This window comes from Acidovorax sp. Root219 (assembly GCF_001428665.1).
Classification (GTDB): domain Bacteria; phylum Pseudomonadota; class Gammaproteobacteria; order Burkholderiales; family Burkholderiaceae_C; genus Acidovorax.
On sequence record NZ_LMIJ01000044.1, the window covers coordinates 75146 to 96872 of the forward strand.

The window sequence follows — 21727 nt, forward strand, 5'->3', positions numbered from 1 at the left end:
GTGTCGGCCAGCATGTCGGGCTACGACCATTGCTGCATTGCCGACTGCGGCACTGCCGATGCCTGTGGCATGGCCGGCTGCCAGCCTTGCGGCATGCCGTTGATGGTCGCCCCGGATGCTCCATGGCTCGGGGTATCACGGGCCTCGATGCACACCATCGGGGCTGGTCGGCAGTGGGTGTCCTGGGATGCCCCGGTTTGGAGGCCGCCCGATTGAGGTCTGGATGATTTCTGGTTTCCCGTTTTCTATCCAATCCATTCATTTCTCAATCAGGAATTTCCCAATGAAAAAACAATTCTTCAAATTCGGCGTGGCCGCTGTCTTGCTGTCGATGGCCGGCATGGCCATGGCCCAGTCGGGCTGCTGCTCGGAACTGGCCGAATGCTGCCTGGAAATGCTGGGCTGCTGCGATTGATCGGCTGAACCCGGCTGAATGATGGCGGGCCGGTACCCCTGGGTGCGGGCCCGCCTCTTTTGGGGCCTACCTGAGCGAAAGCCGCAGCGCCAGCGCCGCCAGGGTGACCAGCAGCACGGGCAGGGTGATGACCGCCCCCACGCGAAAGTAATAGCCCCAGCCGATACTGATGCCCTTGCGCTGCAGCACATGCAGCCACAGCAGGGTGGCCAGTGATCCGATGGGGGTGATCTTGGGCCCCAGGTCGCTGCCGATGACGTTGGCGTAAATCATCGCTTCCTTGACCACGCCGGTGGCGGCGGATGCGTCGATGGACAGCGCGCCCACCAGCACTGTGGGCATGTTGTTCATGAGTGACGAGAGCAACGCCGTCAGCACCCCCGTGCCCAGTGCCGCACCCCAGATGCCGTAGCCGGCAAAGGCGTTGAGCCACTGGCTGAGGTACGCCGTCAGCCCCTGGTTGCGCAGCCCGTAGACCACCAGGTACATGCCCAGCGAGAAGACGACGATCTGCCACGGCGCCTCGCGCAGCACCTTCCTTGTGCTGATCACGTGGCCCCGGCCCGCCACGGCCAGCAGCAGTGCGGCGCCTGCGGCGGCGGTGGCGCTGACCGGCACACCCAGCGGTTCCAGCCCGAAAAAGCCGACCAGCAGCAGCACCAGGACAACCCACCCCGTCTTGAAGGTGGCCGGGTCGCGGATGGCAGCGGCCGGCAGCTTGAGCTGGTCCTGGTTGTAGGCGGTGGGAATCTCCTTGCGAAAGTACAGCAGCAAGATGGCCAGCGATGCCGCCACCGAGGCGAGGTTCACCGGCACCATGACCGAGGCGTATTCGTTGAACCCGATGCGAAAGAAGTCGGCCGAGACGATGTTCACCAGGTTGGACACCACCAGCGGCAGGCTGGCCGCATCGGCAATGAAGCCCGCCGCCATCACGAAGGCCAGGGTGGCGCCGGGGCTGAACCCCAGGGCCACCAGCATGGCGATCACGATGGGGGTGAGGATGAGTGCCGCCCCGTCATTGGCGAACACCGCTGCCACGGCCGCGCCCAGCAGCACGATGAGCGCAAACAGCATGCGGCCACTGCCGCGCCCCCAGCGCGCCACGTGCAGGGCCGCCCACTCGAAGAAGCCCGCCTCGTCGAGCAGCAGGCTGACGATGATGATGGCGATGAAGGCGGCCGTGGCGTTCCACACGATCTGCCAGACCACGGCGATGTCGGACACCTGCACGACCCCGGTGAGCAGCGCCACGGCGGCACCCGCGCTGGCGCTCCAGCCAATGCCCAGCCCGCGCGGCTGCCAGATGACCAGCGCGATGGTGGCAACAAAAATCGACAGAGCCACAAGCATCTGTTTTCTCTTTTCAAAAGGGGAAGTGGGGGAGGGGGCCGCAAGCATCTGCGGGTGCAGGGAGTTTGCGGTTGCTTGAATATTTCAATAATAGTTGTATTATTGATGCCATGCAAGCCTCCACCGACACCACCATCTTCCACAACCCGGCCTGTGGAACGTCGCGCAACGTGCTCGCGATGATCCGCCACGCCGGCATCGAGCCCACCGTCGTCGAATACCTCAAGACGCCGCCCAGCCGCGAAAAGCTCACCGAGCTGATCGCCGCCATGGGCATCCCCGTGCGCGCGCTGCTGCGGCAAAAGGGCACGCCGTACGACGAGTTGGGCCTGCAAGACCCTGCGCTGTCCGATGGGCAGCTGCTCGACGCCATGCTCGCCCACCCGATCCTCATCAACCGGCCCATCGTCGTGACGCCCGCCGGCACCCGGCTGTGCCGCCCCTCCGAGGCCGTGCTGGACCTGCTGCCCGCGCTGCCCGGCCCGTTCGCCAAGGAAGATGGCGAGCTGGTCATCGACGCGCAGGGCCGCCGGGTCGCTTGATTCCCTGGGCCTATGCCGCCATCCAACCGCTCTTGTATAGTCAGTCCGTGCAAAAAACCGCCGCCACCGCCGTCTTCGAATCGCTGTCCTCCCCGGTGCGGCTCGACGTGTTCCGCCTGCTCGTGCGGCAGGGGCCTGGCGGCATGGTGGCCGGCGAGATATCGGCGGCGCTGGACGTGCCGCCCACCAACCTGTCCTTTCATCTCAAGGGCATGACGCACGCCTCGCTGCTCACCGTGGAGCAGGAGGGCCGCTACCAGCGCTACCGGGCCAACCTGGCGCTGATGGCGGAGCTGATCGGCTACCTGACCGAAGAGTGCTGCGCGGGCAACCCTGAACTGTGCGCCGAGCTGCCCGTCAAGGCCGGCTGCGCGCCAGCTTCGGCGGTGGGCAAGAAGCGCCCCAAGCCCACTGCAGCAGCTTGACAGACCGATCCATTGCCTGTCTTTCCATGGTCATTAGTTCAATATTTAATGAAATATTGAAATTAACCCTTCAACCAGCCGCCGTCATCACTTTCTGGAGTCTTTCCCCATGACTGAAAAAACCTACAACGTGCTCTTCATCTGCACGCAGAACTCTGCCCGTTCCATCCTGGCCGAGGCCTTGCTCAACCATTTCGGAGGAGGGCGCTTTCGGGGGCACTCGGCCGGCAGCTTTCCCAGTGGCACCGTCAACCCGCTGGCACTGGCCACGCTGGAGCGGCTGCATGTGCCCGCCACCGGCGCGCGCAGCAAGAACTGGGACGAGTTTGCCCAGGCCGGCGCGCCCGAGATGGACTTCGTGTTCACCGTCTGTGACAACGCCGCCGGCGAGGTCTGCCCCGTCTGGGCGGGCCAGCCCATGAGCGCGCACTGGGGCGTGCCCGACCCCTCGGCCGCCGAGGGCACGCCCGAAGCGGTGGACAAGGTGTTCCGCGACACGGCGCTGATCCTCAAGCGGCGCATCGAGCTGCTGCTGGCGCTGCCTTTGGAGAAGCTCGACTCCCTGGCGATCAAGCGCCAGGTGCAGGACATCGGGCGGGCGTGAACCCCACCCAGGCCCCCTCACTTTTTCATTCCCTTCCACGACCATGACCACCCACATCCTCATCCTGTGCACGCACAACTCCGCGCGCAGCGTGCTGGCCGAAGGCATGCTCAACCACCTGGCCAAGGTCCGCGGCCTGGACGTGCAGGCCCACAGCGCCGGCAGCGCCCCGAGCGGCCGCATCAACCCCCTGGCGCTCGAAGCGTTGGCCAGTGCGGGCGTCAGGACGGACGCCTTTCGCAGCAAGAGCTGGGACGAGTTCACCGCTGCCGATGCACCGGTGATGCGCATCGTCATCACCGTCTGCGACAGTGCGGCCAGCGAGGTCTGCCCGTACTGGCCGGGCACCCCCATCCAGATGCACTGGGGCTACCCCGACCCCTCCAACGCCCAGGGCGGCGACGAGGCCAAACGCCAGGCCTTCGAGATCACCCGCCAGGCCATCGGCTACCGCATGCTGCAATTGCTGGAGCTGCCCCTGGCCGACCTGAGCGACGCCGACCTGCAGACCCAGCTGAACAGAATCGCACACAGCTGAGCAACCACCATTACCGCACCACAGCCTGCCCCATGCTTTCTGACCTGCCCCACATCGACGCCCAACTGCTGCATATGCCCGACACCGCGCGTTTGTCCGCTGCGCTGGCGTCCACCCATCCCGCGCGCATCCTGATGCTCTACGGCTCCCTGCGCGAGCGCTCGTTCAGCCGCCTGGCCACCGAGGAGGGCGCGCGCATCCTCACGGCGCTGGGGGCCGAGGTGAAGATCTTCAACCCCGAGGGCCTGCCACTGGCCGACGGCGCGCCGGACTCGCACCCCAAGGTCGCCGAGTTGCGCGCGCTGGCCGCCTGGTCCGAGGGCATGGTCTGGTGCTCGCCCGAGCGCCATGGCGCCATGACCGGCATCCTCAAGACGCAGATCGACTGGATCCCGCTGGCCCAGGGGGCCGTGCGCCCCACGCAGGGCAAGACCCTGGCGGTGATGCAGGTGTGCGGCGGCTCGCAGTCCTTCAACGCGGTCAACCAGATGCGAGTGCTCGGCCGCTGGATGCGCATGCTCACCATCCCCAACCAGTCCTCGGTGGCCAAGGCCTTCCAGGAGTTCGGCGACGACAACCGCATGAAGCCCTCGGCCTACTACGACCGCATCGTGGATGTGATGGAAGAACTCATGAAGTTCACCCTGCTCACGCGCGATGTGTCGCCGTACCTGGTGGACCGCTACAGCGAGCGCAAGGAGTCGGAGGCGCAACTGGAGCGCCGGGTTCAATTGCCGCAGGCGGTGCCGGCCGCACGGGACTGTGGGTGTACTCCCCCCGTAGCCCAGGCTCTGACCGCGACCGCCGCGCCGGCGTGCTGCGCCCGGTGAACAAGCAACAGCCCGCGGCCACCGTCGCCCGCCTGGGCACGGCCCAGACCCTGGCCTGGGCCTCGACCTATTACCTGCCGGCCATCCTGGCCGTGCCCATGGCACGGGACATGGGCCTCTCGGTGGCCATGGTGTTCGCGGCCTTCTCCTGCGCACTCGTCGTCTCTGCGCTCCTGGGGCCGTATGCGGGCCGCAGCATCGACCGCTGGGGCGGCCGGCCGGTGCTGGTGGCCACGAGTGGCGTGTTTGCGCTCGGGCTGGCCGCTCTGGCCATGGCCCAGGGGCCGTGGAGCCTGTTTGCCGCCTGGGTGCTGCTCGGCGTCGGCATGGGCAGCGGGTTGTACGAGGCCGCGTTTGCCGCGCTCGTGCATCTGCACGGCAAGAACGCGCGCAATTCGATCACCGGCATCACCCTCATCGCCGGCTTTGCCAGCACGGTGGGCTGGCCGCTGTCGATGTGGATGGAGTCGCAGTGGGGCTGGCGTGGCGCCTGCTGGGCCTGGGCTGCGCTGCACCTGGTGGTTGGGCTACCCCTCAATGCATGGACGCCGCGCAGGGCGGTGGCCGAGGCAGCCCCCGTGGGCTCCGCAGTTGGCGCCGCAGCGCCTGTGGCCGATGCGGCGCCTGCCCATGCCCGGCGCGCCACGGTGTTGCTGGCCTTCGTCTTTGCCGCCACCTGGTTCACCAGCACCGCCATGGCGGCGCACCTGCCGCGCCTGCTGCAGGAGGGCGGCGCCACGCTGGCCACCGCCGTGGCCGTGGGTGCACTGGTGGGGCCGGCGCAGGTGGCGGGGCGCCTGCTGGAGTTCGGCCTGCTGCGCCATGTGCACCCGCTGCTGTCCGCGCGCCTGGCAGCGCTCATGCATCCGCTGGGCGCCGGGCTGCTGGCCGTGGCCGGCGCACCGGTGGCTGTGGTGTTCGCGCTGTTCCATGGCGCAGGCAACGGCATCCTGACGATTGCCAAGGGCACGCTGCCGCTGGTGCTGTTCGGCCCGGCGGGCTACGGGCACCGGCAGGGGGTGCTCATGGTGCCGGCGCGCATCGCGCAGGCGGCAGCGCCGTGGCTGTTCGGCCTGTGCCTGGACCGGCTGGGGGCAGGCGCGCTGTGGGTGTCTGCCGGGCTGGGCGTCGCGGCCTTTCTGGCGCTGCTGGCGGTGGCATCACCGGCCGGTGCGCCGACAATGAGCATGCACAAAGCTCGCAAGGGATGAAGGAAGCCCGCAGGATCGAGGCGGCACGGCATGATGGTGTGGCTCTTCGCACCGTGTTCTGATGAGATGCCATTGGCCGCCGCGCTTCATCCTCGCGGGGCCGGGGCCTGACAGGGCAAGCTCAGCGCAGGCGCGCTTCGAGCTGGGTCTCGATATGCTCGCGTTCGGTGTTGAACTGCAGGGCCGTGATTTCGCTGGACTCGTACTTGCGCGCGGTGGAGAGCAGCAGCACGGTGTTCTCCAGCCGCGTGTCCTGCTGCATGGAGGGGGGCAGGGCGGTCAGCCGGTCAAAGCTCTGCTTGTAGAACTCGCTCCACATCAGCGCGCCGGCCTGGGCTTGCGCCTTGGCCTTGTCGTGCCAGCGGGCAAATTCGTCGAGAGAGCCTTCGCGGGGGCTGGAGCAGCCGGCCAGCAGGGCCGACAGGGAGAGCACCAGGGTGGTGGCCAGAACGGCCGGGCTTTGGTGGCCAGGGGTCAGGAAACGTGGGTTCACGGTATTCCTCCTTCGGGGGTGCAGCGCCGGAAATTCCGGTGTGCACGCCAGATGGTACTCCCGTGCTCCTCTTTTTGCCAGCAGGTTCCGCGCGGGCGTTGCGTTTGCGCCCTATTTTGGGGGATTTGCATGTGCCCAGTGGGCTGCAGGGCCGGTGCGGCGCATCAATGGAGTTGCGGGAGTCAAAGGGGTGTGGCATGCCTGCGGCGAATGCGCAGGCAGAGGATCTGCGAATCGCCGGGATGACCGGGGCACCGGCAGGGCCCCGTGCCCGCACGGTGCGCGCAAACTTACTCGGGAAACCCTTGCGTGAGGATCTGCTCCACCCCACCGGGCAGGCGGACCATGGAGTCCACCGACTGCACCGTGATGTCGGGCATCAGGACGGTTGCCGCCGCCAGGAAGGCCAGCACAACGGTCGCCACAAACGCGGCAACGGCACGCGCGCGGGGAGGCAGGTGATGGAACTTCATGGCACTACTCCTGGTGGGTAAAAACAATCCGGGGCAGGGGCCTCAATGACCCCCGAATCAGCCTCAATGGCCGATGGGTAGATTTCAGCAAAGTGTCCCAGTTCCGCGTGTAAGACAACAGCGATAAATGGGCTTGGTGACCGTTGTTACGGGTGGTTGCGTGTGAGAGCGCAGACCATCAGCGGGGCGCGACGACGAGGCGTGTCGTCACCCACCGTAAAAGCCTGCAACAGGCCACGCGCAGCGTGTGTTGCAGATGCTTGCAAATGGTGCACGGCCATGCCTCTAGAGCGGTGCAAGGCAGCCGTGAATGGCCGCCGATGCGCCGCCATGTAACGCAATGCTTCACGCGTGCCTGGACGTGCGCAGCAAAGCGGCAAAAGGGTGAAATGAAAGCGCGCCACGCGCAGCGCGTGCAGACGCGCAGCGTGGCGCCGGTGTTCGCCAGAAAGGGGGTGGCGACGGCACCTTCTCTGGCCAGCGGACAGCTGGCACCGCTGCGGCCTGCGAGGTCAGCAGTGGATGCGGGGAGTGATGATGATCGCGGGGAAAAAAAGCATGGCTGCCGGGTTACGGGTGGCTAGCAAAAAAAAGACCCTTCGAGACCGAGATCCCGGGAGTCTCCCCACGATGAAACCTATTTCGTCAGAATCAGCTTGCCGAGCTTGGTGGTCTTGAGTTGGTAGACCGAGCCGTTGTGCAGGATGTTCACGACCTTGGCCGTGCCCAGCATCGTGGCGCTGTTGATGCTGCGCAGAAAACCTGCGGCAGTGGACTCGGCCTGCGCCTGCGCCAGAGCATCATCGGCAACTGCCGACGCGCGTGGCGCCGCGGGGCGCTGCAGTCGAAGGACGGGGCGAGGCATGGCAAGTGTCGACATGGTGTGCAGGAATCGGTTGGTTGGTGGACTGGGTGCTGGTGCTGTCTCTGCGGTATGGGTGAAGTATAGAGCAACAAATGAGAATGTGTCTCATTAGTCTTTGAAACAATAGGTAATCTGCGAATGCGGCGCGGGGGGGCGGTAGAGCGCGCGGATGCATTGAGTGGCTTACGCGGATGCCTTGCGCAACGCCTCCAGACCATAGGCTTCGCTGAACTGCTGCGCGGACATGGGCCGCGCGAAGAGATACCCCTGGGCCTCGCCGCAGCGCTCGCTGCACAGGCGCTCGCGCTGGGCCTCGGTCTCCACGCCTTCGGCAATGGTCTTGAGGTCGAAGCTGCGCGCCATGTCCAGGATGGCGCGCACCACCGAGGCTTCGCGCCGCGAGCCCAGCATGCCTTGCACGAAGCTGCGGTCGATCTTGATGCGCGTGAGCGGGTAGGTGGTGAGCAGGCTCAGCGAGGCGTACCCGGTGCCGAAGTCGTCGAACGCGATGCCCACGCCCTGGTCGCGCAGGCGGCGCAGCACGTCGGGCACCACGTCGTCGTGGTCGAGCACGATGTTCTCGGTGATCTCCAGCTCCAGCGCATCGGGCGGCAGGCCATGGCGCGCCAGGGTGGCCAAGACCTCGGTGGCCAGGTCGCCCACGCGGAACTGCACGCCAAACAGGTTTACGCCCATGCGCAGGCTGGGCGCGCCGTTGCGCCGCCAGTAGGCCGCCTGCGCGCAGGCCTCGTCCAGAATCCATGAGCCCACGCTGGCAGCCAGGGGGCCGCCCTCCAGCGCGGGCAGAAAGGCGGCGGGCGCCAACAGGCCGCGCTGTGGGTGCTGCCAGCGTATCAGCGCTTCGGCGCCCGAGAGCGAGCCATCCTCCAGGTGCACCTGGGGCTGGTAGAACAGCACCAGCTCGCCCTTGTCCACCGCGCGGTCGAGCTCCATGCCATACAGGCGCCGGGCCACCGCCGCCATGCGCAGGGCGGGCACAAAGACGGAGCTGCGCCCGCGCCCCTCGGTCTTGGCCTGCGACAGGGCCAGGTCGGCATTGCCCACCAGCTCCAGCGCCTCGTGGGCCTGCAGGGGCGCGACGGAAACCCCGCAACTGGCACCCACGCGCACCTCATGCCCGGCGATGGTGATGGGCTGGTGGATGCCGCTGATGGCGCGCTGGGCCAACTGGTTGGCGGCATCGGGGTCACCGATGCCGGGCAACAGCAGGGCGAATTCGTCGCCCCCCAGCCGCGCAGCGATGGGCCCCCGGCTCTGGTGGGCCTCGAACAGCGCGTGGCCTGCCAGCCGGGCCAGCCGCTGCGCCACCTCCCGCAGGATGCCGTCGCCCACGGCGTGACCCAGCGTGTCGTTCACGTCCCTGAAACCGTCAAGGTCCAGCATAAGCACGGCGGCAGTGGCATCCGGCGAAGGGCTGAGCAGGGCATCCTGCACGCGGCGGTAGAAGCAGGCGCGGTTGGCCAGCCCGGTCAGCGGGTCGCTGCTGGCCTGACGGCGCAGGTCGTCCTCTTCGCGCCGCTGGGCCGTGAGGTCCTTGAGCACCGCCTCGAAGCGCAGGCGCCCGTTGTGGCGCCAGATGAACAGCGCAATCCCCAGCATGAAATGCGTACCGTCCTTGCGCCGCCCGCACACTTCGGTGGGGATCTGCAGGTCCTGCATCGAGGCCGCCGCTACCGCGCGCGCAATCCCTTCGCGCAGGGTGGCATACTCCTGCTCGGCCAGCAGCAGATCCAGCGGCTGGCCCACGCATTCGGCCGGGTGGTAGCCGTGCAGCGCGGCGGCGGCGGTGTTGATCGCCACCACGCGCCGCTGCTCGTCGAACCAGACCACCGGCGTGGTGGAGTTGCCCGCGTACTCGTCGAACGAGGGCCGCGTGCGCTCGGACGAGGTCTCGATGCGGTGCAGCTCCAGCCGGTCAGAGGCCATGCGCGCCAGCTCGCGCAGGCGCTCCTGGTCTTCTGCGCTGAAGTCGTCGTGCGGGCGGTCATCGAGCACGCACAGCGCGCCCATGGCATGGCCCTCGGGCGAGAGCAGCGGCACGCCGGCGTAAAAGCGCACGTTGGATGGCCCGGTGACCAGGGGGTTGTCGTGAAAGCGCTCGTCCTGCAGCGTGTCGGGCACCACCATCACCCCGCCTTGCGCAATGGCATGGGCGCAGAAGGAGACGTCGCGGCCCATGTCGAGTTCGCCGACGCCAACACTGGCAGCAAAAAACACGTGGTCGCTGCCGACCATGTTCACGGCCGACACGGGCATGCCGAACATGCGCGCTGCAATGCGCACCACCGGGTCCAGGCTGGGCAGCGCTTGCTCGCCTTCCAGGCCATGGTCTGCCAAGGCCTGCAGCCGCGCCTCCTCGCTCTGCAGGGTAGGGGGGCACTTCATGTGAGCCTCCAGGTAGGGTGGCCAAGTCTCCGCCCCCGAAGACGCATGCCACGTCCCCAAAATAACCGCTTGTCGTGGGCCGCGCTGTAAGACGGCGCTGACAGAACCGGCCGGTTCCGGGAAAGGTAGTGATCTGCCTGAACTTCTACCACGGGCCGTTCAAAACGCCGCCATGTTTATTGCCACGCAGGGTTGCGGTGGCTTACGAGTTCCATGCCGATATCACGAAGCGCAGTTGCCCGCGCACGCCGGGGTAGGCCGGCTTTTGCGTGCCCCGGGCGTCCTCCGTGTAGCTGTCGAACGGGATCACCACCTCCACCCGGCCGTCGCCGAGCGGCTGCACGTCGAGCACCGTCTGCGCCTGCACCATGCCCGTGCCCTGCCAGGAATATTTCACCTTCCAGGGCGTGGCGTCGTTGGGTGGGGGCTCCATTTCCAGGATCAACGCGTTGCGAAACAGGTAGCCGCCCTCGTAGTGCTCGTTGATCCACAGGCGCCGCTCGATCTCGTAGTCGGGCGCGCGCACGCCGAACTCCAGCCCGTAGGCCAGCGAGCGCCGGCGCGGGTTCACGCGTGCGCTGTTGGCCAGGAACACGCTGGACAGGTAGTGTTGGTTGTCGCTCTGCCAATTTGCGTGGGCCATGCAGGCCACCGAGTCCTCCTCGGCCGTGCGCCGGGTCAGATACCACAGCTTGCCGCGCGGCGAGGCGCGCAGCTCCATCTGGTAGAGCGCGTTGACCTTGTGGCCTGCGTCCACCTGGGCCTGCACGGGCGTGGGCAGGCGGATCTCGTCGATGTCCGCCCACAGGTCCACCCGCACGTCGCCAAACAGAAAGCGCGCCAGGTTCTGGAACGCTTCCTCGCTGTTCACGATGCCGTAGAAGCCCGAGTGCGCGCGGTAGGCAAACGCCTTGGCGCAGGGCTCGCCGACGCTGCCGTCGGCGTTCAGGCCGTGCAGCGTGGCGTTCTCGATGCGCACCAGCCCGTCGCTGCCGTTGCCCACGAAGGTGCGCGACAGGCCCGCCGCCGTCTCGTAGTCCAGCCGGTTGGTGCCCACCATGCAGAAGACGCGGCGCGACGGAAACAGCGCTTCGGGCAGCAGGTCCACGCGCTGGTGCGTGGCATACGCGGGCGCCAGGTCCAGGTACTGCACCATGCGCTTGCCGCGGTTGAAGTTGCTGATGTCCATGGCGGAGAGCCAGGCCGGTGCGTTGATGCCCGCCACGTCGATGCCGTTGTGCGGCGTGGCGTAGGTGAAGAACTTGTCCACCCGGGGCCGCATGCCTTCAGGGTCCAGCGCAGAGTTCTGCAGCATGGCGCGGCACACCAGCCCGCCCATCGAATGCGCCACCAGGTAGCAGCGAAAGTCCGCAGGCGTCACCGCATTCGCGACATTGGCGCAGACCAGGTCGCGCACGCGGGCCAGCAGCCGGCTCAGCTCCTTCGCAAAGTCCTCGATGCCTGGCGTGTTGCCATCGCCCAGCAGGGTCGATGCGCTGTCGTAGTAGCGAAAGATGATGATGCTCTGCCCCGTCAGCACATTGCCCGTGGGCTTGCCGTCGGCCGTGGTTTCCCACTCGGGGTCCACGATGTCGTAGCCGTCCTCGTACACGTCGGTGTAGCCGTGGTCCGACGCCAGCCGCACCAGCGGTGACTCGAACACATGCTTGCGCGGCTTGCTGCGCCGCTCGGGCACCGCCCGGTGCACGGTCGACCCCACGTTGAACCCGCAGAACGGGTCGGCGGTGGTCTGGTCGATCTCGCCCTGCGTCATGGCGTAGCCACGCACATAGATGATGGGAAAGTAGGGGGCTTTGAAGGTGGCTGCAGGCATGTTGGTTGCGCTCCCGGTGGTGCAGCCGCTGCGGGCGGTGCCTCGGGGCGGGGGGCTGCAAGTGCGCGATGGTCTGGGGGCGCGCTCGGGGCGTCAAGAGAAATAGTGGCGCAGAACCCTGCCGCCAGCGCCGTGCAATTCAAAACTAGCCAAGCACCCCCTGTTTCGAATAATGCGAGCAACACCCAACAACCGGGAGGGAACCACCATGGCAGCACGGCGCAAGAAAACCAGCCCCCTGGAGGACATGATGGACCTCGTCGCCCTGTTGCCCTGGTGGGCTGGCGTGGGGCTGGCGGTGGTGTTCTACCTGGTGCTCAGCCCACTGGCCGCGTCGTTCAGCCAGCCGGCGCCGGTCAAGCCCGGCCAGATCGGAGCGATGGTGCAGGGCGCGCTGCTAGGCGGCCTGGCCATGGTGGGCCAGTACGTGGCGCCCATGGTCTGCCTGGCCGGCGCGGCCCTGTCTGGCTGGCGGCGCCGTCAGCGCCGGGCGCTAGTGGACGAGGTGGCGCAGGCCCCCGCAGCCAGCACCATCGACGACATGTCCTGGCCCGAGTTCGAGATGCTGGTGGGCGAGGCCTACCGGCTGCAGGGTTTTCAGGTGACCGAGACGGGCGGTGGTGGGCCCGACGGCGGGGTGGACCTGGTGCTGACCCGGGGCGGCGAGAAGTTCTTCGTGCAGTGCAAGCACTGGAAGGCCTTCAAGGTGGGCGTGGAGACGGTGCGCGAGCTCTACGGCGTGATGGCCGCGCGGGGGGCCACGGGCGGCTTCGTGGTGACCTCGGGGCGCTTCACCAACGACGCGAGGCTCTTCACTCAGGGGCGCAACCTGCAACTGGTGGACGGGCCGCGCCTGCTGGCCATGCTCCAGCAGGCGCAGCACTCCCGGTCGGCGGTGGCGGCGGTCATCGCCGCCCATGGCGGGGTGCACCACGAACCGCCGGCACACCCGGCCGTGCCATCGGCGCAGGCCGCCGCAGTCGCCCCGACCGGTGCCCCTGCGAGTGCCCAGCCAGGCTGCCCCAAGTGCGGCTGCGGCATGGTTCGCCGCATCGCGCGCACGGGCAACAACGCCGGGGGCTCGTTCTGGGGCTGCTCTACCTTCCCGGCCTGCCGTGGGGTGCGGCAGGTGGATTGAACGGCGCCTTCGATGCGGCTTGGGCAGCGCGTTCAGCGAACGGTCGCGCCTCAGCCCGCAGGTCCACTGGCCTGGGACTGGCCCGAGCGGTCCGGCTGGGCCGGTGCGGAGATACCGGACAGGGACGCGGCCACGTCCAGCGCCTCACCGCCTTCTTTCACCGCCACGTCGCCCAGCGACAGAATGCCCACCAGGCGCTGGTCGCCGTCCAGCACCGGCAGGCGGCGGATCTGTGCGCGCGACATCTGCTGCAACACGTCATCGATCGATTCGCCCTCGCGGGTCGATTGCACGTCGGTGCTCATCACGTCCTTGAGCTGCGTGGTCCCGGCATTGCGCTCCTGCGCCACCGAGCGCAGCACGATGTCGCGGTCGGTCACCATGCCCACCAGCCGATCACCGTCGCACACGGGGATGGCCCCCACGTTGAGCTCTTGCATGGCCTGGGCTGCCAGCAGCACGTTGTCGGTCGGCGCCAGGCTGCGCACGCCACGGGTCATCACTTCGGATACGGTTGTCATGGAGGTTTTCCTTGAGGGCAAAGGGTCCAATCTATGCCGGCGCTCCGGCGGCGTCTGTAGGAGCACAAGCTTTTCGCCCGCGCCGCACAAGGCTGCTGCCCGACCTCCTGCGAGATGGGCGACGGGCGCGCTCATTGCCTACACGTCGCTGCTTTGTCCGCAGGTACAAATGGCACACACACTGCCCTGGCCACGCCATGAAAATCTCCACCCTGTTCGACATCAGCAAAAAGACCGCCATGGCCTGGGTGGACGACTACGCCCCCAGCATGGGGGCCGCCATCTCGTACTACACGGCCTTCTCCATCGCGCCGCTGCTGGTCATCGTGATCGCGATTGCGGGCTATGTGTTCGGCGAAGAGGCCGTGCGCGGCGCGCTGCAGGGCCAGATATCGGGGCTGGTGGGCAGCGATGGCGCGGCCGCCATCCAGGGCCTGGTCAGCAGCGCCCGGGAGCCGGCCGAGGGCCTGGTCGCCAGCGGCATCAGCATCGTCTTTCTGGTCATTGGCGCGACCACCGTGTTCGCCGAGATCCAGAGTGCGCTCGACCGCATCTGGCATGTGCCCGAGAAGGCCAAGCCCAGCGGCCTGTGGGGCTTGCTGCGGGCGCGCTTCCTGTCGTTTGGGCTGATCCTGGGGCTGGCCTTCCTGCTCATGGCATCGCTGGCCGTGAGCGCGGCGGTGGCGGCGCTGGGCACCTGGTTCTCGGCGCTGCTGCCGGGCTGGGAGATCGTGCTCCAGGTGCTCAACATGGCGCTCTCGGTGGTGGTGGAGACCCTGCTGTTTGCCATGATCTTCAAGCTCATGCCCTCCACCCGCATTGCCTGGAGCGATGTGTGGGTGGGTGCCGGCGTGACGGCGGCACTGTTCGAGCTGGGCAAGGTGCTGATCGGGCTGTATGTGGGCAAGGCCGGCATCAGCTCCACCTATGCTGCGGCCGGCTCCATCGCCATCATCCTGATCTGGGTGTACTACGCGGCGCAGATCTTTCTGCTGGGCGCCGAGTTCACCAAGGTGTATGCCACCGAATACGGTTCGCACCGCGGTGCGCCCAAGACCCAGGCACCCGAAACCCCGGTGAAGAGCGAGGACCCCGTGCCTGAAGTGCCACCCCAGCCTGTTGGATGGCCTGGCGACCCGGCCGGGGGCGCTGCGCGGCGGGGCAGCGATGGTGAAGACCTGCCGCTGGCCACACGCATCGCCCTGGTGGCCGTGGTTGGAGGGCTGTTTGCGGTGCGCGCTGCGGTTGTGCGATGGATCGGTGGCAGAAAGCGGCGCGTGCGCCAACGCTGACGCTGCAGCCGCGGGCGCCTGAGCCCGGCGATCACTCGGTGAGTTTCGGGAATTCCAACGGAACGAAATGCTGCCGAAAGCGCCGTGGCAATTCCCGCAAGGTGTCTTCCCGCGAGAGCGGCCACTGCGCATGCACGAAGACGCTCACGATCCGCCCCTCGACATACCGGCCCATCAACTGGTAGGCGCCAGCGCCGGCTGGCGCAATGCCGTGGGGTGTGGCTGCCGAGCCGTCGGGCAACTGCCGGGTCTGCCCGTCGAGAGGGCCTCCAACGTACAAAGCGGTGATCATGGTGTGCGCAAATGGATGGGGTAAGGGGGCTTCGGCCCTCAGTGGCCCGGCTGCAGACAACAGCGCTTACGCCCGTTTTGTTGCAGTAGTGCGCATGCGCCAGTACCAGCACTCGCGCAGCAACCGGCGGTCGGGACCGGGCAGGTCACCGGGCACCGCATCCCCGGGCTCGAATTCGACTTCGATTTCCACGCTGCAGTACTCGGGTACGGTCAGGTACTCCTGCGCGGCATCCAGCGCATCGGCCCAGACCTGCGCCGCGCGGATCTCCGTGTCCGAGAATGCCCATCCTGGGATAAGCAGCCCGGAGTTCACCATGGAGTGGTCGCGCCACGCCATGTAGGGATGCTCTTGCGCCTCGTCGCACACCCTGCGCGCCGCTGCGAGGGAGGCATCGGCCATTTCCTGGTTTTTGGCATCTTCCGGATAGGTCAGTATCAGGCGCATCCACGGACTCCGGTGAAGGGGTGGCTGAGCAGCCGAGGCAGGCGGCGCGAGGCGGGGCGCCGCCTGCCCCGATCAAGGGGCCCGAAGGCCCCTCAGGCAGCGCTCACGCGGGCGCGAGCTCGGCCTCCATCAGCTCGGCCTTGCGCGCTTCCAGCGCATCGCGCATGGCCACCAGGTCGAGCTTCTTGGCGGCACGGGCCTTGGGGAACATCTCGTTGCGCTCTTCCTTCACGTGGTGGTCGATGTACTCGCCCAGTACGATGACCTTGGCATCGAACTGTTCGTCGACCTCGGTGGCTGCCTCGATCTGCGCGATCAGGTCCTTGGCGGTCTGGTGTTCCACCTCGGCTTCGGCCAGCAGGTCGGTTTCCTTGATGGCGGCGCGCACTGCGGGGTAGAAAATCTCTTCCTCGATCTGGGCGTGCACGGTCAATTCCTTGCAGATCTGCATGGCCAGGTCCAGGCGCTTTTGTTTGGCAGCGCGGGCCTTCGATTCCATGAGCTCCTCGAACTCCTTGAACATCTTCTTGACGGCCTTGTGGTCTGCATCGAGCAGGTCGCAGGCATCTTTTTCGCGGCGGGCTGGGGTGGTGGTGGGCATCGTGGGCTCCGTAGGTAGTGGGGCCTTGATCATTGGGCGGCGCGCGTGCGGGCACTGTAGGCGCAGCCTCGCAGCGGGCGTAGGAGCAGCAGCAATCGGGCGCGCGTAGGCTGCGGCGTCTGGCTTGCGTGCCAGATTGGGAGTGCGTCCTACAGCCCCGCTGCGGCGTGGCTTTACGCTCGGTGGTTGCCTGTTATGGCCCTCCCATCCCTTTACCCCCTATGAAATCGCTACCCTCGCTCGCACCCGATATCCGCCTGTTCGGCAACGTCAACGAAGCCATGCTGTCCGAGTTCTTTCGGCAGCAATCCGAAGCGAGGGCCGGCGCCCCCATCGTGTTCGAGCTGAGCACCTCCGGCGGCGATGCCGAGTCGGGCCGCCGCATCGCCGAAGAACTGCGCCTGTGGCAGAAAGCGGGCACCGAAATCTTCTTCCTGGGCAAGACCTACGTGTTCTCCGCCGGCATCACCATCATGTCTGCCATCCCCCGCAGCCACCGGTTCCTGACGCGCGATTGCGAGCTTCTCATCCATGAGCGCAAGATGACCAAGCAGATCACGCTGGATGGCGCTCTTCGCAGTTGCCGCGCCAAGATCAACGATGTGCTGGCCGAGATCGAGTCGGGCCAGCGGCTGCAGACCGAGGGCTTTGCGCAGCTGGTGCATGGCTGTTCGCTGACCGTCCAGGATGTGGAAAAGAAGGTGCTGGAGAAAGACTGGTACCTCACTGCGCAGGAGGCGCTCGACCATGGCCTCGTCGGTGGAGTGGTCTGATCCGCGCGTTTGCGCAGCGGCGGTCGCGCTGCCCGGCTGGTGGCTACCATGGCAAAAACCCGAAGCAGCGCCATCCTTTCTAGGCCTTTAAACTGTAGTGATGCTGTCCCTACCCACCGCCAATCCTCGTTTCCCCACCGACTTCATCCCGCTGGAAGGCACCCGGCAGGACTGTGAAGACTGCGGCAAAGGGGAGAAGCTGGGGTTTCAGTTCGACTACGCCTACCAGCCCATCGTCGACCTGGAGCGGCGCACGGTGTTCGCGCACGAGGCCCTGGTGCGTGGGCCTGCCGGCGAGGGCGCCATGACCGTGCTGTCCCAGGTCAACGACGGCAACCGCTACCGCTTCGACCAGGCCTGCCGTGTCAAGGCCATCAAGGGGGCGAGCGAGCTGGGCATACGCGAGCCGGTCTCCATCAACTTTTTGCCCAACGCCATCTACAAACCCGAGGTGTGCATTCGCACGACGCTGGAGGCCGCCCGCACCCACCACTTTCCGCTCGACCAGATCATCTTCGAGGTGACCGAGGGCGAGCGCGTGCAGGACGGGCCCTGGTTCGCCTCCATCTTGCGCGAGTACAAGCGCTGCGGGTTCAAGACCGCCATCGACGATTTCGGGGCGGGGTATGCGGGGATGAAGCTGCTGTCCGACTTCCAGCCCGACATCATCAAGATCGACATGGACCTGATCCGCAACGTGGACGCCAACCGTGCGCGCCAGGCCATCGTGCGCAGCCTGGTGTCCCTGTGCAAGGACATGGACATAGAGGTGGTAGCCGAAGGCATCGAGACACCTGCAGAGCGCGATTTTCTGCGCGATGCGGGCATCCACCTGATGCAGGGCTACCTGTTTGCCCGGCCGGCCTTTCGCTCCATCGCCCAGGTGGATACCTCGCTGTTCGGCGCCCGGTCTTGAAATTCTGGCGGCGATTTCCTATCATTTCACTGGCCTCGCGCCACCCCCTGCCACGAGCTAGTGTCCCGGGTTGGAAGTTCGTTGAAGAAAGCAATCTGCCGAAATCGCTGCCAGGCTAGGCGCAAAGCACAGCCATGCTGGGAGCATGGCGAGCATTTGCAACGACGCATGGCGNTAACGAATTTCCAACTCGGGACACTAGGAGCCTGCCAAGAAAGGAGTTTGACCATGAATTCGCATTCCCCATCTCCCTCTTCGGGAAGAGCTCGTGCCGCCCGTGGTGCGGGGCGGCGCAGCGGTTCATCGATGCGCTACCTGTCGCAGCTGCAGACCGACGCCTACCTTCTCGCGCGCGAGGCATTGCGGCGAGTTCAGCGCACCTCTGCGCCCGTCGAAGCAGGCCTGCAATCGCCCCCTGCGGGAGCGGGAGCTCCGAGCGAGCGCCGTCGGCTGCACTGATACGGCACAGCCCGGACGAAAAAAAACCGGCTCGAAAGAGCCGGTTCTTTTGCAGGGAGCTACTGGATCAGTAGCGGCCGCCGCCGTAGCCACCCGTGCCGTAGCCGGTGTCCTGGCGGTTGCTGGCGCTGTAGCCACCCGAGCCCGAACCACCCGAGCCACTGCGGTCTTCGCGGGGACGGGCCAGGTTCACGACGATCGAACGGCCATCGACGGACATGCCGTGCAGGCCGGTAATCGCCGCCTGGGCGACTTCGGCAGATGCCATTTCCACAAAGCCGAAGCCCTTGGAGCGGCCGGTGTCACGGTCCATCATAACCTTGGCCGAGGTGACGGCACCGAACTCTGAGAAATTGCTTTCCAGGGTGGAATCGGTCACGGAGTAGGGCAGGTTGCCCACGTAGATTTTGCTGCTCATGAGAAGAGCCTTTCTGAATGAAGGCGCGCAACGAGTGACGCACCGTTGGGGATAGGGGTGTGCAGGCCGGGAACCGGCTGCAACAGGGAAGGGCGTGTGGGATCTGCAGTCAACAGACTGTCAGCACGCGGGAGGGTGCGGCATGCACGTTTGCAGCCAGCCCTGGGTGACTGCAAACAGCCGGGCGGCTTCGCGCGAGGCAAAGGCTTTGTCAAAACGGAACACGCGGCAGTAGCTGCCGTTGCCCTGGGATCGATGGACCGAAAATGAGGCGCGGAAGTTGCCGCAGTCGGTCTGGTGTGTCGCGGGCGAAACGACGAACTTGCCCATGGAAATGGCGGTCTTTGAAATCTGATTCAGTCAGGATCGCAGGCCCGTAAGCCTGCGTGAGCATCAACAAACGCGGTTGGCTGCAGCTCTACAGACCAACACGGGCGACAGAGGTCGCAAAAGGCGGCAAGCAGATGGTGGGTTGCCATCCAGCAAGCGTTGCGGTGCCAGCTTTAGTCAAGAGCTTTCACTGCAACAGCCCAAATTATATTGCCTTTTTTTATTAAATTGCAAATTTATATTCTTTTTTTCCATGACGGCTTGGGTGTGGGGATTTTCCCGTCCCAAGCCTCCTGTGCATCACCTCCCAAGACGAGGTCTGTACGCTGACCGCATGGTACCGGGCGCGCTTTGTGAACCATAGGCGCTTGAGTTGCCTGCTCCTGCGTCATCGCCAGCGACCTGGAACACCGCCACGAGTTCAGCCAGGCGCCGGGCTTGCTCACGCAGATTCTCTGCGGCCGTGGTGCTCTCGCCCACGAGAGCGCCGTTTTGCTGCGTCATCTGGTCCAGCTGGGTAACCGCCACGTTTACCTGGGAAATGCCGTCGCTTTGCTCTGCGGCAGCGGTGCTGATCTCGCCAATGATGCCGTTGACGCGCTGAACACCCTGGACAATTTCATCCATCGTCGCGCCTGCATTGGCCACCAGTTGGGTGCCTGAATCCACTTTCTCGACGCTGTTCTGGATCAGTGACTTGATCTCCTTGGCTGCGGCGGCACTGCGCTGGGCCAGACTGCGCACTTCAGATGCCACCACGGCGAATCCGCGCCCCTGTTCCCCCGCCCGAGCGGCTTCAACCGCTGCATTGAGTGCCAGGATGTTGGTCTGGAACGCGATGCCATCGATCACTCCAATGATGTCGGCGATCTTCTTGCTGCTCTGGTGGATCTCCTGCATGGTGCTGACCACCTGCTGCATGACCTCGCCGCCCTTGGTGGCGGTGCCGGCCGCCGTCGTGGCCAACTGGTTGGCCTGGCGAGCCGAGTCGGCGCTCTGGCGCACGGTGGCGGTTAGTTCTTCCATGCTGGCAGCGGTTTGCTCCAGGCTGCTGGCGGCCTGTTCGGTTCGGTTGCCAAGGTTTTGGTTGCCGCTGCTGATGTGGTCGCTGGCAACGCGCAGTTGCTGGATGTTGTCGCGCACGGCCGACACCAGTTCGTGGAAGCGCTGCTGCATGTCCCTCACCGCAACCATCACGCTGCTGGCATCCCCCGGCTTCACATGCACAGCGACCGTGAGGTTGCCCCGTTCAATGGATTGCACTATTGCCCGCACTTCGCCAGGCTCTGCACCCAACTCGCGACCAATGCTGCGCGAGACCGTCACCGTGGCTGCCACGCTGATCAGCACAGCCAGCAAGGTGATGGACAGCATCACGCCGGTGAACTGGCTGGCATCCTGGTTGGCTGAGTTGCTGTTCTTGATGATGCGGGCTTCCTCGTAGTCGATCAGCTTGTTGGCGGCTGCCAGCCATTGTTCATACTGCGGCTTTGCTTCAGTCCAGAGCAATGACTCTGCGCCAGCGCGGTCACCCGCCTGCATGAGCGCCACCACTTTTCCGGTGGTCGCCACGGTGCGCGCCTCTATGTCCTTGAGTGCCTGCACCATGGGCCCGACCTCCGGGGGGACCTGGCTGGCAGCTTTTAGTACCGCATCCAGCTGGGCGGCCGACTTTGCATAAAAATCTGCCAGCCTGGCGATGGATTCAATCTCCCTTTTTCGCGCTTCCTCGCTGGGGGCCAGAACCACATCGCGCACGGCGATGGAGCGGTCATGGGCAGAGCCCCGAAAGTTGATGGCTGCCCGTTGGATTGCAGCGTTTTGTGTAGCGTTGGCGGTCAATGCGCTATCAATCCCTCGCGCGATGATCACGCTGTAGATCGACATGCCCAGCAAGGCCAAGATCACCAGGCCAAAGCCGGCCATGAGACGGTGACTGATTTTCCACGTATGCATTGAAGAGTGCCTCAGAGGGGGTGGACGGTGACGAAGATGGAAAAACCGGCATGTCGACGGCGTGTCCGCTGTCGCATGGCTGTTTACATTTCATCACTATCTTACCAACTGGTCATAAAATAACCGATTGGTATAAGCTATTTACTCGATAGTAAAGACATGGGCGTGCGACTGGGGCATTCCCCGGGTGAGGCGGGTGCCCAGAAGGCTGGCCGGTGCGTGGACGCGCAGGTGCTCATTCGGCAGGCCAGCCGGTATTGCGCCCAGCAGCCAGCCGCGCCCGAGGATCCAGGCGATTCGGATCGGAGTTCGCGCGCTGGAAACGGCTACTCAGCGTCTGGCAGCGTGCCGATGGCGCAGATCTTCGATGTGCGGGGGCTAGCAGGCTGAAGAAATACTGTTTTTGGATCGGGAATTTATTCGATTCAAGGGTGCCTTACCCCTTGCCAAGGTCAGGAAAGTCGCTTGTAACGCGTTCTACGAGGTTGAAGATTCTTGGAAAAGGCTTGCCGGGAGGTATTTCTTCAGCCTGCTAGACATCATGGTCGCCGCGCCCTGGATAGGCGGCCGGTCTCCGACATCGTAGATTGCGTCC

25 protein-coding genes are annotated in these 21727 nt (G+C 65.7%); 12 read left to right on the top strand and 13 right to left on the bottom strand.

The features are described from left to right. Positions 1-283 precede the first annotated feature (283 nt). Entirely contained in the window at positions 284-415 is a 132-nt protein-coding gene (locus ASE28_RS33395) for a hypothetical protein (RefSeq protein WP_255361109.1), read from the top strand. A gap of 66 nt (positions 416-481) precedes the next feature. Here the strand turns inward: ASE28_RS33395 and ASE28_RS28150 are convergent, their stop codons facing one another. After that, entirely contained in the window at positions 482-1768 is a 1287-nt protein-coding gene (locus ASE28_RS28150; RefSeq protein WP_057269409.1) for an arsenic transporter, read from the bottom strand. A gap of 110 nt (positions 1769-1878) precedes the next feature. Between ASE28_RS28150 and arsC the strand changes: the two genes are divergently transcribed. The 6 genes from arsC (at position 1879) to ASE28_RS28180 (ending at position 5918) form a co-directional block, all read left to right on the top strand. Next, positions 1879-2310, top strand: coding sequence for an arsenate reductase (glutaredoxin) (gene arsC / locus ASE28_RS28155; protein WP_057269410.1), 432 nt, complete (start codon positions 1879-1881; stop codon positions 2308-2310). A 47-nt stretch (positions 2311-2357) separates the two neighbouring features. Further along, positions 2358-2735, top strand: coding sequence for a helix-turn-helix transcriptional regulator (locus ASE28_RS28160; RefSeq protein ID WP_057269434.1), 378 nt, complete (start codon positions 2358-2360; stop codon positions 2733-2735). Between the two features lie 109 nt (positions 2736-2844). Next, positions 2845-3339, top strand: a complete 495-nt coding sequence (locus ASE28_RS28165) for an arsenate reductase ArsC (RefSeq protein WP_057269411.1) — start codon at positions 2845-2847, stop codon at positions 3337-3339. Positions 3340-3382: 43 nt separating this feature from the next. Then, complete coding sequence (locus tag ASE28_RS28170; RefSeq protein WP_057202935.1) at positions 3383-3877, top strand: arsenate reductase ArsC; 495 nt, start codon at positions 3383-3385, stop codon at positions 3875-3877. Positions 3878-3909: 32 nt separating this feature from the next. Next, positions 3910-4707, top strand: coding sequence for an arsenical resistance protein ArsH (gene arsH / locus ASE28_RS28175; RefSeq protein ID WP_157422167.1), 798 nt, complete (start codon positions 3910-3912; stop codon positions 4705-4707). After that, on the top strand, positions 4704-5918 hold the full coding sequence (locus ASE28_RS28180; RefSeq protein ID WP_057269435.1) for an MFS transporter: 1215 nt from the start codon (positions 4704-4706) through the stop codon (positions 5916-5918). Before arsH ends, ASE28_RS28180 begins: the two co-directional genes overlap by 4 nt. Positions 5919-6039: 121 nt before the next feature. On the opposite strand, the gene ASE28_RS28185 is transcribed toward ASE28_RS28180, so the two are convergent. From ASE28_RS28185 to ASE28_RS28205, 5 genes are all read right to left on the bottom strand, one after another. Then, positions 6040-6411, bottom strand: a complete 372-nt coding sequence (locus tag ASE28_RS28185) for a hypothetical protein (protein WP_082608295.1) — start codon at positions 6409-6411, stop codon at positions 6040-6042. Between the two features lie 290 nt (positions 6412-6701). Next, a complete protein-coding gene (locus ASE28_RS28190; RefSeq protein ID WP_057269412.1) occupies positions 6702-6884 on the bottom strand; it encodes a hypothetical protein in 183 nt (60 codons plus the stop codon). Between the two features lie 637 nt (positions 6885-7521). Then, positions 7522-7764 (bottom strand): hemin uptake protein HemP, encoded by a 243-nt coding sequence (hemP, locus tag ASE28_RS28195; RefSeq protein WP_082608296.1) that lies wholly within the window; start codon positions 7762-7764, stop codon positions 7522-7524. Between the two features lie 168 nt (positions 7765-7932). Then, positions 7933-10155, bottom strand: a complete 2223-nt coding sequence (locus ASE28_RS28200) for a bifunctional diguanylate cyclase/phosphodiesterase (RefSeq protein WP_057269414.1) — start codon at positions 10153-10155, stop codon at positions 7933-7935. Positions 10156-10357: 202 nt separating this feature from the next. Next, positions 10358-11989: a triacylglycerol lipase gene (locus ASE28_RS28205; protein ID WP_057269415.1), complete on the bottom strand. Its 1632-nt coding sequence runs from the start codon at positions 11987-11989 to the stop codon at positions 10358-10360. Between the two features lie 208 nt (positions 11990-12197). Between ASE28_RS28205 and ASE28_RS28210 the strand changes: the two genes are divergently transcribed. Further along, the gene (locus ASE28_RS28210) at positions 12198-13127 is read left to right on the top strand and encodes a restriction endonuclease (protein ID WP_057269416.1); all 930 of its coding nucleotides are present in this window, start codon (positions 12198-12200) and stop codon (positions 13125-13127) included. 50 nt (positions 13128-13177) lie between these two features. Here ASE28_RS28210 and ASE28_RS28215 read toward each other — a convergent pair whose 3' ends face one another. After that, on the bottom strand, positions 13178-13648 hold the full coding sequence (locus tag ASE28_RS28215; RefSeq protein ID WP_057269417.1) for a CBS domain-containing protein: 471 nt from the start codon (positions 13646-13648) through the stop codon (positions 13178-13180). A 197-nt stretch (positions 13649-13845) separates the two neighbouring features. Between ASE28_RS28215 and ASE28_RS28220 the strand changes: the two genes are divergently transcribed. Next, positions 13846-14940: a YihY/virulence factor BrkB family protein gene (locus ASE28_RS28220; protein ID WP_057269418.1), complete on the top strand. Its 1095-nt coding sequence runs from the start codon at positions 13846-13848 to the stop codon at positions 14938-14940. Between the two features lie 31 nt (positions 14941-14971). Here the strand turns inward: ASE28_RS28220 and ASE28_RS28225 are convergent, their stop codons facing one another. The 3 genes from ASE28_RS28225 to ASE28_RS28235 form a co-directional block, all read right to left on the bottom strand. Next, the gene (locus ASE28_RS28225; protein ID WP_057269419.1) at positions 14972-15232 is read right to left on the bottom strand and encodes a hypothetical protein; all 261 of its coding nucleotides are present in this window, start codon (positions 15230-15232) and stop codon (positions 14972-14974) included. 66 nt (positions 15233-15298) lie between these two features. Continuing rightward, positions 15299-15679 (bottom strand): hypothetical protein, encoded by a 381-nt coding sequence (locus tag ASE28_RS28230; protein WP_057269420.1) that lies wholly within the window; start codon positions 15677-15679, stop codon positions 15299-15301. Positions 15680-15782: 103 nt separating this feature from the next. Further along, on the bottom strand, positions 15783-16280 hold the full coding sequence (locus ASE28_RS28235; protein WP_057269421.1) for a hemerythrin domain-containing protein: 498 nt from the start codon (positions 16278-16280) through the stop codon (positions 15783-15785). A 221-nt stretch (positions 16281-16501) separates the two neighbouring features. Here ASE28_RS28235 and ASE28_RS28240 point away from each other — a divergent pair, with 221 nt between their 5' ends. The 3 genes from ASE28_RS28240 (at position 16502) to ASE28_RS32390 (ending at position 18428) form a co-directional block, all read left to right on the top strand. Further along, positions 16502-17053, top strand: a complete 552-nt coding sequence (locus tag ASE28_RS28240; RefSeq protein ID WP_057202917.1) for an ATP-dependent Clp protease proteolytic subunit — start codon at positions 16502-16504, stop codon at positions 17051-17053. A gap of 100 nt (positions 17054-17153) precedes the next feature. Beyond that, on the top strand, positions 17154-17969 hold the full coding sequence (locus ASE28_RS28245; RefSeq protein WP_057269422.1) for an EAL domain-containing protein: 816 nt from the start codon (positions 17154-17156) through the stop codon (positions 17967-17969). A 228-nt stretch (positions 17970-18197) separates the two neighbouring features. Next, a complete protein-coding gene (locus ASE28_RS32390) occupies positions 18198-18428 on the top strand; it encodes a hypothetical protein (RefSeq protein WP_157422168.1) in 231 nt (76 codons plus the stop codon). Between the two features lie 67 nt (positions 18429-18495). On the opposite strand, the gene ASE28_RS28250 is transcribed toward ASE28_RS32390, so the two are convergent. From ASE28_RS28250 to ASE28_RS28260, 3 genes are all read right to left on the bottom strand, one after another. Continuing rightward, positions 18496-18846 carry an RNA-binding protein gene (locus tag ASE28_RS28250; protein ID WP_057202912.1) on the bottom strand — a complete coding sequence of 117 codons (351 nt, stop codon included), beginning with the start codon at positions 18844-18846 and terminating at the stop codon, positions 18496-18498. A gap of 120 nt (positions 18847-18966) precedes the next feature. Then, positions 18967-19176 (bottom strand): hypothetical protein, encoded by a 210-nt coding sequence (locus ASE28_RS28255; RefSeq protein WP_057269423.1) that lies wholly within the window; start codon positions 19174-19176, stop codon positions 18967-18969. A 300-nt stretch (positions 19177-19476) separates the two neighbouring features. Next, complete coding sequence (locus tag ASE28_RS28260; protein ID WP_057269424.1) at positions 19477-21132, bottom strand: methyl-accepting chemotaxis protein; 1656 nt, start codon at positions 21130-21132, stop codon at positions 19477-19479. Between the last annotated feature and the right edge of the window lie 595 nt (positions 21133-21727).